This window comes from Burkholderia sp. IDO3 (genome assembly GCF_003366075.1).
In the GTDB taxonomy this organism is placed as follows: Bacteria; Pseudomonadota; Gammaproteobacteria; order Burkholderiales; family Burkholderiaceae; genus Burkholderia; species Burkholderia anthina.
Genome location: NZ_CP028963.1, coordinates 3251985 through 3264037 on the forward strand (window position 1 = coordinate 3251985; position 12053 = coordinate 3264037).

Consider the following 12053-nt stretch of genomic DNA (forward strand, 5'->3'; position numbering starts at 1 on the left):
AAGGTTGCGGTGCGGCTCTCGTTGATGCCGGTCGTGCGACCGGGTCTGCGGCGGGCCCTGCTGCTGCCCTAGCGCGAGCCCGCGGGCTCGGACACGGAGTCCGGATGATGCGTGCGCGCGCGCCGCAGCGTCAAGACGAACAGCGCGCCGCCGGACGGCGCATTACGCGCGGTCAGCGCCCCGCCCGCGTCGCTCGCGATCGACGACGAAATCGCGAGGCCGAGCCCGAGCCCGCGCCCCATTTCCTTCGTCGTGAAGAACGGCTCGAACAGGCGCGGCAGCAACTCGGGCGCGATGCCGGAGCCGTTGTCGCGCACCTCGATCGACAGCGTCGCGGCCGACACCACGATCGTCACTTCGATCGCCGGCGCCGGGGCTGCAACACCCGTGCCCGCCACCGCGTCGAGCGCGTTGCCGAGCAGGTTGATCAGCACTTGCTCCAGGCGCAGGTCCTCGCAGCGGGCGACGAGCTGCGGATAGTCTTGCGCCAGGTCGAGCGGCGCATCCTGCGCGGGCGACACCGTCGCATCCCGCAACGTCAGCGTGAGCGCGACGCCGCGCAGGCGCTCGCCGAGCAGCGACAGCACGCTGCGCAGCGCGCGCACGACGAGCGCCTGCTCGTTGCGCGGCTTCGCGCGGCCGACGAACAGTTTCAGCTGATTGGTGATCTTGCCCATCCGCTCGGTCAGCGCAGCGATCGCCTCGAGGTTCTCGCGCGCGGCCGCCTGCTCGCCGCGATCGAGCAGCACGCGCGTGTTGTCCGAGAAGCTGCGCAGCGCCGCAAGCGGCTGGTTCAGTTCGTGCGTGATGCCGGCGGCCATCTGGCCGAGCGCGGCGAGCTTGCTCGCCTGGATCAGTTCGTCGTGCGCGGCGCGCAGCTCCTGTTCCGCCCGGATCCGGTCGCCGACTTCCTTCTGCAATTGCTCGTTCGCTTCCGACAGGTCGGCCGTGCGCTCCTCGACGCGCCGGTTCAGCTGCGCATACGCCTGCTGCAACAGCGCGCGGCCGCGGATCATCTCGCGCACGCGCGCGCGACGCATCCGCCAGTAGAACGCGAGCAACGCGACCGACACGAAGCCGAAGCCCGTGACGATCGTCGCGTTGCGTGCATCGGCGTCCACCGGGGCGATCGGCGCGAGCGTGACGAGCAGCCAGTCGGGCTCGCCGATGCGCCGCTTGGAGGCCAGGAAACGCGGCGCACCGAGGCCCGGGCCGAGCCGCACGATCTCCGCATCGGGGCCGAGCACCTGCTCGACGCGCAGCGGCAGCGGCGTGACGGGCTGCTGCGCGTACTGGCGCGTCTCGTAGATCGACGCGGCAACCGGCCCCGTCAGCGGATGCAGCGTGTGGTACTTCCACGCGGGCACGGACGACAGGAACACGACGCCGTGATCGTCCGCGACGACGAGCGGCTCGGACGCATCGGCGCCCTGGAACCATTCGAGATTGAGCTTCACGACGACGACGCCCGCGATCCGCCCGTCGCGCCACACCGGCTGCGAGATGTAATAGCCCGGATCGCGCGAGATCGTGCCGATGCCGAAGAAGCGGCCGACCTGGCCGTTCATCGCGTCGATGAAATAAGGACGGAAACGATATTCGATCCCGACGAAGCTGTCCGGCGCGCGCCAGTTGCTGGCGGCCACGCACAGGCCGTCCGCGCCGATCACGTAAGTGACGGTCGCGTGTGCGTGTTCGTTGAGGTCTTCGAGATAGCGGTTCGCGCGCGCGGTGAAATCGGCGCGCTTCGGCTCGGCGAGGAGATCCTGCACGTACGGATGGCTGCCGAGCAGATAAGGCAGCGATTCGTAGCGATCGAGCGTGCTCTTGAGCGCGTTGGTGGTGCGGTCGACGCGCACCGCGGCGTTGCGCTGCAGCTCCGCGACGCCGCGCCGCCACGTGATGGTCCACGTCAGCGCGCACGCCGCGGCGAGCGCGGCGGCAAGCATGACGAGGATGAGCAGGCGGCGCTTCACGGACGAGGCTTCCTGGCGATGCGGATCGCCTATTGTGTCATAGGGCTCCGCATCGCCGCCCTGGCCGCCGCGCGGCGCGCCGCCTGCGGGCGGTACCGCCGCCTGCGCCTTCATGATGTCAGACGCCGGCCGTCTCGGTCGTCGTGACCTCGCCACCGCCCTTGAGCGCCTGGCGCAGCTTGTTGCGGTCGAGTTCCTTCTCCCATGCCGACACGACGACGGTCGCGACACCGTTGCCGACGATGTTGGTCAGCGCGCGGCATTCGCTCATGAAGCGGTCGATGCCGAGGATCAGCACCATGCCCGACAGCGGGATCGTCGGCACGACGGCGAGCGTCGCGGCGAGCGTGATGAAGCCCGCGCCCGTGACGCCGCTCGCGCCCTTCGACGTCAGCATCGCGACCGCCAGCAGCGTGAGCTGCTGCATCCACGTCAGTTCGATGTTGGTCGCCTGCGCGATGAACAGCACGGCCATCGTCATGTAGATGTTGGTGCCGTCGAGGTTGAACGAGTACCCGGTCGGCACGACGAGGCCGACGACCGAACGCGAGCAGCCGGCCTTCTCGAGCTTTTCCATCAGCTGCGGCAGCGCGGCTTCCGACGAGCTCGTACCGAGCACGATCAGCATCTCTTCCTTGATGTACGACACGAAGCGGATGATCGAGAAGCCCGTGAAGCGCGCGATCGTACCGAGCACGACCAGCACGAACACCACCGACGTCAGATAGAACGTGCCGATCAGCTTGAGCAGCGGCACCAGCGAGCCGACGCCGTACTTGCCGATCGTGAACGCCATCGCGCCGAATGCACCGATCGGCGCGAGCTTCGTGACGATGTGCACGATGCCGAACAGCACGCGCGTCAGGCCGTCGATGAAGTCGGTGACGACGCGGCCGCGCTCGCCGAGGTGCGCAAGCACGCTGCCGAACAGCAGCGCGATCAGCAGGATCTGCAGGATTTCGCCCTGCGCGAACGCATCGACCATCGTGTTCGGGATGATGTGCATCAGGAAGTCGACCGTCGACTGCCCGTGCGCCTTCGCCGCGTACGATGCGACGGCCTTGCCGTCGAGCGTCGCCGGATCGATGTTGAAGCCGACGCCCGGACGCAGGAGGTGCGTGGCCGCGAGGCCGAGCAGCAGCGCGAAGGTCGACACGATCTCGAAGTACAGGAGCGCCTTGCCGCCGACGCGACCGACCTTCTTCATGTCCTCCATGCCGGCGATGCCGGTGACGACCGTACAGAAGATGATCGGGCCGATCACCATCTTGATCAGCTTGATGAAGCCGTCGCCGAGCGGCTTCATGTCGGTGGCGATCGACGGGTAGTAGTGGCCGAGGATCACGCCGACGACGATGGCGAAGATCACCTGCACATAGAGCACTTTGTAGATGGGTTTCTTCTTCACGATGGTTCCTGCTGAAGTAGATGAGCCGGTGGAAACGGCGTCACGCGCGCGGACGAGTGTCAGGGGAAGCGCCATTCGCCCGCGCGGCTGCCGTGCCGCAACAAGCGATGCCTCAGGACGTCCGGAGGGGGAGGAAGGCAGTGGTCATCGATTGTCTCCTTGGTTTAATAGTCAGGCCGGGGGATTGGCCGTGCTTTTCATATTGCAAGGTCGATGCCAGGTCTCCGGAAGCCACCAAAGCATTGTTTTTATTGTATTTCTCATAATGCGGCAGGCAAGAAAATCCGGGATTCCGGATTTCCGGAAAACATCCGTCCGGCGATCCGGACGGATTCGTGTTTTCGTCCGATAAATCAGTGCTGCACGGCGCGGCCGGCGAGCACACCCGTCTGCGCGTAGAACTCCTGCTGCGCGAACGCGTCGCGCTCGCGCCGCGCGCGCTCGCCGCGATCCAGCAGCGAGCCGACGACGATCCCGACGAACGCGAGCGGCACCGACACGAGCGCCGGGTTGTCGAGGAACACCGGCGCGTGCGCGTGGTGCAGCACGTCGACCCACACCGATTTCGACAGCACCGTGAGCGCGACCGCCGACGCGAGGCCGAGGCCGCCGCCGAGCACCGCGCCGCGCGTCGTCATCCCGCGCCAGAAGATCGACATCGCCAGCACCGGGAAATTCGCGCTCGCGGCCACCGCCGCGACGAGCCCGACCATGAACGCGACGTTCACGTGCTCGAACAGGATCGACAGCGCGATCGCGATTGCCGACAGGCCGATCGTCGCCGCACGCGAGATGCGCATCTCGACGCGTTCGTCGGGCTTGCCGCGCGCCCACATCTGCGCGTACAGGTCGTGCGAGATCGTCGTCGCGCCGGCGAGCGTGAGACCCGCGACCACCGCGAGGATCGTCGCGAACGTGACGGCCGCGATGAAGCCGTAGAACCCGTTCCCGCCGACCGCCTGCGCGAGCTTCACCGCGACCATGTTCGAGCCGCCGAGCAGGTCGTGCGTCAGGTTGAACGTGCCGTTCGCGCCCAGCTTGAAGAACTCCGGATGCTGCGCGAGCAGCACGATCGCCGAGAAGCCGATCACGAAGGTCAGCAAATAGAAGTAGCCGATGAAGCCGGTTGCGTAGAGCACCGACTTGCGCGCCTCCTTCGCATTGGGCACCGTGAAGAAGCGCATCAGGATGTGCGGGAAGCCGGCCGTGCCGAACATCAGCGCGATGCCGAGCGACAGCGCGTTGGCCGGATCGCGGATCAGCTTGCCGGGCCCCATGATCGACAGCGCGCCCGGATGCACGGCCACCGCGCGGCGGAACATCTCGTCGACGCTGAAGCCGAATTCGCCTAGCGCGAGCACGACGAGCACCGTCGCGCCGCACAGCAGCAGCACGGCCTTGATCACCTGCACCCAGGTCGTCGCGGTCATCCCGCCGAAGAATACGTAGACGACCATCAGCACGCCGACGATCAGCTCGGCCGTGCCGTACGACAGCCCGAACAGCAGTTGGATCAGCTTGCCGGCCCCGACCATCTGCACGACCAGGTACAGCACGACGATGGTCAGCGAATTCGCCGACGTGAGCAGCCGGATCGGCCGCTGTGCGAAGCGATATGCGACGACGTCGACGAACGTGAACTTGCCGAGGTTGCGCAGCGGCTCGGCGATCAGGAACATCACGAACGGCCAGCCGACGAGGAAGCCGATCGAGTAGATCAGCCCGTCGAAGCCGAACATGAACACCATGCCGGACAGCCCGAGGAACGACGCGGCCGACATGTAGTCGCCCGCGATCGCGAGCCCGTTCTGCAGCCCGGTGATGCCGCCGCCGGCCGTGTAGAAGTCGCGCGTCGAACGCGTGCGGCGCGCGGCCCAGCGCGTGAGCGCGAGCGTCGCGAACACGAACGCGAAGAACATCCCGATCGCGACCGGGTTCAGTTCGACCTTGTCGGGCATCGGGCCTGCGACGGATACGGCGTGTGCGGTGGCTGAAAAGAGAACAAGGGGAATGGCAAGCGCGCCGGGCGCAATCGCGGTCAGTCGCATGTCGGCCTCCGTCACGAACGCTGCAGGATTGCGTCGACGCGGCGGTCGAACGCACGGTTCGCGCGCAGCACGTAGCACGCGGTCAGGCCGATTGCGACCACGATGATCGCAACGCCCGCGGCGATCCCGACCGTTATCGTCGCGCCGCGGTACAGCGGCGCGGCGAGCACGTGCGGCGCGAGCGCGACGAGCAGGATGAAGCCGTAGTACGTGGCGATCATCAGCGCCGTCAGCGTGAAGCTGAAGCGGCGCCGCGCACGCACGAGCTGCTGATAGTCACGGCGTGCCGTGACCGATTCGATGACGGAAAGCTCCATGGTGTCTCCTGTCGACCAGAGTTGGCGCTTTAGCGCTTACTCTGGTCCCATGCTTCGCGGTCGACCAGAGTTGGCGCTTTAGCGCTTATGTCGGCCGGTGTTAGTGCTTCAGCACTTACTCCGGCCCCATGCTTCGCATCTGGTCCCATGCTTCGCGGTCGACCAGAGTTGGCGCTTCAGCGCTTATGTCGGCCGGTGTTAGTGCTTCAGCACTTACTCCGGCCCCATGCTTCGCATCTGGTCCCATGCTTCGCGGTCGACCGGAGCTGGCGCCTCATCGCTTAGCTCCAGTCCCCGCAGGGCGATCTCCTCGTCGTAGCGAGGCGTGTCTTATGGATGGCCGGCGCGTCGACTGCTCCGCCCGCGCCGCGGCGGCAAAAAAACGACTTACACGACGCGATCCGCCCGCAGCCGCGCTACCTCGTCGGCCGACAGCCCGAGCCAGCCGCCGAGCACCGCATCCGTATCCGCGCCGAGCACCGGCGGCGCGCCCCGCACCGGCAGGCGCGCGCCATCGAACCGATACGGCGGCGCAAGCACGTCGACGCCGCCCGCGACCGGGTGCGGCTGCCGCGTGACGAGCCCCGCGCGCGTCGCGCGCTCCGACGTCAGCGCGTCATGCAGCCCGAGCACTTCGCCGCACGGAATGCCCGCGCCGGCGAGCGCAGCAAGCAGCGTCGCGCGCGGCCGGCGCGCGAGTTCGCCGCGAATCTCCGGCAGCAGGTCGGCGCGGTTCTGCGAGCGGCCGAGGTTGGTCTTGAAGCGCGCGTCGGCTGCGAGGTCGGGCCGCTCGATCACGTCGCAGAAGCGCGTGAACTGCGTGTTGTTGCCGACCGTGATCACGAGCGGACCGTCGGCTGCGTCGAACACGCCGTACGGGACGATCGACGGATGCGCATTGCCGTAGCGCGGCGGATCCTCGCCCGTGAGCAGCGCGTCGAGCCCGTAGTACGCGGTGATCATCAGCCCGCAGTCGAACAGCGCCATCTCGATGCGCCGGCCGCGCCCCGTCGCATGACGTTCGTACAGCGCGGCGAGAATCGCCTGCGCCGAATACATGCCGGTGAACAGGTCGACCGCCGCGACGCCGAACTTCAGCGGCGGCTGGTCGGCCTCGCCGTTCAGCGCCATCAGCCCGGCCTCGCCCTGCACGACGAGATCGTAGCCGGGCCGCGCGGCCTCCGGGCCCGAGCGGTCGTAGCCCGAGATCGCGCAATGCACGAGCCGCGGATTCAGCTCGGCCAGCGCGTCGTAGCCGAGCCCGAGCTTTTCCGCGCCGCCGAACTTGAAGTTGTGGATCAGCACGTCGGCCTGCGCGGCCAGCTCGCGCGCGATGCGCTGCCCTGCCTCGGTCTGCAGGTCGATGCAGATCGAGCGCTTGCTGCGGTTCACACTGTTGAAGTACGTCGTCTCGGTGTCGCCGACCCGCAGCCCCCAGTCGCGCGTGTCGTCGCCGCGCGCCGGATGCTCGACCTTGATCACCTCCGCACCGAAATCGGCGAGCACCATCGCGCACCACGGGCCCGCGAGCACGCGCGAGAAATCGAGCACCTTCACGCCGGCGAGCGGCAACGCGCGCGGTTCGTTCGTCATCCTTGTCTCCTCCATTCGCGTCGATCGTTGTTACTGTTTCGACAGCGCGATATAGCGCGCGAGGTGATGATCCTCGTCGCCGAGCTGGTGATCGATCATCACGAGGCGCTTCGCGTAGTGCGACAGCGGCAGCTCCCACGTCATCCCGATCCCGCCGTGCAGCTGGATGCTCTCCTCGGCAACCAGCGTGCCGATCCGGCCGATCGTGTACTTCGCCGCCGCGAGCGCGCGTTCGCGCACCGCGCGCGGCGCATCGAGCTGCGCGGCCGCGTTGATCACGGCCGAGCGCGCCTGTTCGACTTCCAGCAGCAGATCGGCCATCCGGTGCTGCAGCGCCTGGAAGCTGCCGATCGGGACCCCGAACTGTTTGCGCGTGCGCAGATACTCGAGCGTCGCCTCCTTCGCGACGTCCATCGCGCCGAGCGCCTCCGCCGACAGCGCGAGCAGCCCGTAGCCGAGCACGCGTTCGAGCAGCGCCGCGCCTGCCTCGCCATCGTGCTCGCCGAGCGCGGCATCGGCCGGCAGCGCGACGCGTTCGAAGCGCACTTCGGCCGCGCGGCCGCCGTCGATCTTCTTGTAGTCGCGCAGCGATACGCCCGGAGCATCGGCCGGCACGACGAACAGGCCGATGCCGGCCGCATCGTCGTCCTCACCGGACACGCGCGCGCTGACGACGAAGAACGCCGCCTGCGCAGCCTGGTCGACGACGCCCTTCGCACCGGTCAGCACCCAGCCGTCGCCCGAGCGCTCGGCGCGCGTGCGCACGGTCGTCAGTTCGTAGTGCGAGCCCGGCTCGTCATGCGCGAATGCGGCACTCGCGCTGCCGTCGATCAGCGCGGCCAGCCGGTCGCGATGCGCGGCGCCGCCGGCGAGCGACAGCGCACGGCCCGCGAGCAGCGCGCCGAGGAACGGCTCGACGACGAGCCCGCGCCCGAGGCATTCGAACACCACGGCGATGTCGAAGCCCGCGCCGCCGAAGCCGCCGTCGGCTTCCGAAAACAGCGCGCCGACGGTGCCGAGTTCGGCAAAGCGCTGCCACATCGCGCGATCGAAACCTTCGGCCGACTGCGCGATGCGATCGCGCACCGGGAACGCATACTGTTCGGCGATGAAGCGGTTCAACGTGTCCGTCAGCATCCGGCGGTCTTCTGTGTGCTGGAAATCCATCGTCGCGTCCCTCGTTACAGCCCGAGCATCATCTTCGCGATGATGTTCTTCTGGATCTCGTTCGAACCGCCAAAGATCGACAGCTTGCGGTTGTTGAAATACTGCTGCGCGGCGCTCGTGGCTTCGTCCGGGCCGACCGGTTCGCCGTCGTAATCGGCATCGAATGCTTCCTCGACGAACGGCTGCGCATACGGCCCCATCGCGCGCCGCATCAGCGCGGTGATCTCCTGGCGGATCTGCGTGCCGCGGATCTTCAGCATCGAGCTTTCCGCGCCCGGCACGCCACCGCCCGCGACCGCGGCCAGCACGCGCAGGTTGGTCGTGCGCATGTTCTCGAGCTCGATCTCGACCCGCGCGACGCGTGCCGCGAAGAACGGATCGTCCGCGAGCGGCCGGCCGTTCTTCGTGACCTTCGCGGCCACCGCGCGCAACCGGTCGAGCGCGGCCGTCGAGAAGCCGATTCCCGCGATATTGGTGCGCTCGTACGTGAGCAGGTATTTCGCGTAGGTCCAGCCGCGGTTCTCTTCGCCGACGAGGTTCTCCACGGGCACACGCACGTCGGTGAAGAACACCTCGTTCACTTCGTGCTCGCCGTCGAGCGTGATGATCGGGCGGACCTCGACGCCCGGCGTGTTCATGTCGATCAGCAGGAAGCTGATGCCTTCCTGCTTGCGCACGTCGGTTGCGGTGCGCACGAGGCAGAAGATCATGTTCGCGTAGTGGCCGAGCGTGGTCCACGTCTTCTGGCCGTTCACGACGTAGTGATTGCCGTCGCGCACCGCGCTCGTCTTCACCGATGCGAGATCGGAACCGGCGCCCGGCTCCGAATAGCCCTGGCACCACCAGTCGGTGCCGTCGAGAATGCGCGGCAGCCAGTGACGCTGCTGCGCGTCGTTGCCGTACTTGATCAGCACGGGCCCGAGCATGTTCACGCCGAACGGCACGATGCGCGGCGCACCCGCAAGCGCGCATTCGTTGTCGAACAGGAACTTCTGCGCGACGCTCCAGCCGGGGCCGCCGTATTCGCGCGGCCAGTGGCTCGCGAGCCAGCCGCGTGCATTGAGGATCGCGTGCCATTCGCGCATGTCGTCGCGCGTCAGATGCAGGCCGCCCTTCACCTTGCGCGCGGTGCGCTCGGGCAGTTCGGCTTGCAGGAAGCGCTGCACGTCGGCGCGGAACGCTTCCTCTTCGGGCGTGAAATTGAGGTCCATCGTGAGTCCGTTGCGAATGCGGTTGGCGTTCAGTCGACGCGGTTCAGGCTCGCGAAATCCGCGCCGCGCTCAACCAGCTCGACGATGAGCGGCGAAGGCGTCCAGAACAGCGGATCCTCTTTCGCGAACGCGCGGATGTCGGCGAGCACGTTCGCGAGGCCGACGGTGTCCGCGTAGTGCATCGGGCCGCCGCGATAGCGCGGGAAGCCGTAGCCGTACAGGAACACCGCGTCGACGTCGAGCGGGCGCAGCGCGATCTTCTCGTGCACGACGTTCGCGCCTTCGTTGATCATCGCGGCGAGGTAGCGGCGCAGGATCTCGTCGTCGCTGAATTCGCGCGGCGTGATGCCCTTCTTCGCGCGCTCGTCGGCGACGATTGCGTCGACTTCCGGGTCCGGTGTGCCGACGCGTGCGCCGTCCGGGTACAGGTAATAGCCGCGCCCGGTCTTCTGCCCGAACCAGCCGCGCTCGCACAGCCGGTCGGAAATCCCGACGTAGCGCGCGCGCGCGCGCGGGTCGCGCGTCGCCGCGCGGCGCTTGCGGGTCGCCCAGCCGATGTCGCCGCCCGCGAGATCGACGACCTGGAACGGTCCCATCGGGAAGCCGAATCCGCGCACCGCGCGATCGATCTGGTAAGGCGACGCGCCGTCTTCCATCAGGTAGTCGGCCGCGGTGCGGTAGACGGCGAGGATCCGGTTGCCGATGAAGCCGTCGCATACGCCCGCGCGCACCGGCGTCTTCTTCAACTGCTTCGCGAGCGCGAACGCGGTCGCGACGACGTCCGCGCTCACGCGCGCCGGCACGACGATCTCGAGCAGCTTCATCACGTTGGCCGGCGAGAAGAAATGCAGGCCGATCACGTCGCCTGGCCGGTCGGTGCTGGCCGCCAGCTCGTCGATGTCGAGATACGACGTGTTGGTCGCGAGCACCGCGCCCGGCTTGCACACGCGCGCGAGCTCGGCGAACACCGCCTGCTTGACGGCCATGTCCTCGAACACGGCCTCGATCACGACGTCGGCCTGCGCGAGCGCGTCGTACGACGTGCTGCCCTTGAAGCGCGCGAGCCGCGCCGCATGCGCGGCCGGCGTCATGCGGCCCTTCGCGACGAGGCCGTCGTACACCTTCTCGACATGCGCGCGGCCGCGCGCGAGCGATGCCTCGTCGCGCTCGATCATCGTCACCGGCAGCCCGGCGTCGAGCGCCGCGACCGCGATGCCCGCGCCCATCGTACCGCCGCCGACCACGCCGATCCGCTCGACCGGACGCGCGCTCGCGCGGCGCGCCTCGGGCGCCTTCGCGGCTTCGCGTTCCGCGAAGAACGCATGCACGAGGCCCGCGCGCTGCGGGCTGTCGAGGCATTGCAGGAACAGGCTGCGTTCGAGCTTCATCCCGGCGTCGAACGGCTGCGTGAGCGCGGCCTCGACCGCATCGACGATCTTCGCCGGCGAGAAGAGGCCACGCGACTTCTTCGGCAGTTCGGCGCGCGCCGCGTCGATCGCGGCCTGCGCGGCCGCGCGATCCGCGAGGCCCTGCGCATCGCGCGTGCGGCGCACCGGCGCACCGAGCGACACGAGTTCCTGCGCGTAGGCGAGCCCTTCGGCGAGCGTGTCGTCGCTGTGCGCGACGCGATCGACGAGGCCGAGCGCGAGCGCTTCGTCGGCGCTCGCGTGGCGCCCCGTCAGCATCAGGTCGAGCGCGGCCTTCGCGCCGATCAGGCGCGGCGCGCGCTGCGTGCCGCCGGCGCCGGGCAGCAGGCCGAGCGTGACTTCGGGCAGGCCGAGCTTCGCGCCGGGCACCGCGAGCCGGTAATGCGCGGCGAGCGCGACCTCGAGGCCGCCGCCGAGCGTCGCGCCGTGCAGCGCGACCACCACCGGCTTCGCGCTCGACTCGATCCGCTCGCACACGTCGGGCAGCGACGGCGGCACCGGAGGTTTGCCGAATTCGCGGATGTCGGCACCCGCGATGAAGTTGCGGCCGGCGCCGACGATCAGCACCGTGCGGATCGCGTCGTCGGCCTGCGCGGCCTCGAGCGCGTCGGCGAGGCCGCGCCGCACGTCGGCGGACAGCGCGTTGACGGGCGGATGGTCGATCGTGACGACGAGCACCTTGTCGCGCCGTTCGCGCGTGACGGTGCCGGCCGCGGGGCTGGCGGGGGAAGCGGTGGAATTCATCGTGTCTCCAGTGCGGTGCGCCGCGCGCGGGCCGCGGGACCGGCCGGCAGGGCCGGTTCCCGATCGGGGCCCGCGCGGCGCGGGAAACGATCCGGCGTGGTTGCCGGGCATGACTCGATTCTCGATTGATCGAGAATCATTGACAATTCCCGCACGCCTTTA

At 68.5% G+C, this 12053-nt stretch carries 8 protein-coding genes; all 8 read right to left on the minus strand.

The genetic code is table 11. From position 1 onward, the window contains the following. Positions 1-68 precede the first annotated feature (68 nt). The 8 genes from DCN14_RS29950 to DCN14_RS29990 all read right to left on the minus strand — a co-directional run bounded on the left by DCN14_RS29950 (position 69) and on the right by DCN14_RS29990 (position 11891). Positions 69-2090, minus strand: a complete 2022-nt coding sequence (locus DCN14_RS29950; protein WP_096507424.1) for an ATP-binding protein — start codon at positions 2088-2090, stop codon at positions 69-71. Positions 2091-2094: 4 nt separating this feature from the next. After that, positions 2095-3384 carry a dicarboxylate/amino acid:cation symporter gene (locus tag DCN14_RS29955; protein ID WP_096507425.1) on the minus strand — a complete coding sequence of 430 codons (1290 nt, stop codon included), beginning with the start codon at positions 3382-3384 and terminating at the stop codon, positions 2095-2097. Positions 3385-3737: 353 nt separating this feature from the next. Beyond that, positions 3738-5432: a cation acetate symporter gene (locus DCN14_RS29960; protein ID WP_096507426.1), complete on the minus strand. Its 1695-nt coding sequence runs from the start codon at positions 5430-5432 to the stop codon at positions 3738-3740. A gap of 11 nt (positions 5433-5443) precedes the next feature. Next, positions 5444-5749, minus strand: a complete 306-nt coding sequence (locus DCN14_RS29965; RefSeq protein ID WP_096507427.1) for a DUF485 domain-containing protein — start codon at positions 5747-5749, stop codon at positions 5444-5446. Positions 5750-6136: 387 nt separating this feature from the next. Further along, a complete protein-coding gene (locus DCN14_RS29975) occupies positions 6137-7342 on the minus strand; it encodes a CaiB/BaiF CoA-transferase family protein (RefSeq protein WP_096507428.1) in 1206 nt (401 codons plus the stop codon). Positions 7343-7372: 30 nt separating this feature from the next. After that, positions 7373-8509 carry an acyl-CoA dehydrogenase family protein gene (locus DCN14_RS29980; RefSeq protein ID WP_096507429.1) on the minus strand — a complete coding sequence of 379 codons (1137 nt, stop codon included), beginning with the start codon at positions 8507-8509 and terminating at the stop codon, positions 7373-7375. A 14-nt stretch (positions 8510-8523) separates the two neighbouring features. After that, entirely contained in the window at positions 8524-9720 is a 1197-nt protein-coding gene (locus DCN14_RS29985; protein WP_096507430.1) for an acyl-CoA dehydrogenase family protein, read from the minus strand. 29 nt (positions 9721-9749) lie between these two features. Further along, complete coding sequence (locus DCN14_RS29990; protein WP_096507431.1) at positions 9750-11891, minus strand: 3-hydroxyacyl-CoA dehydrogenase NAD-binding domain-containing protein; 2142 nt, start codon at positions 11889-11891, stop codon at positions 9750-9752. Between the last annotated feature and the right edge of the window lie 162 nt (positions 11892-12053).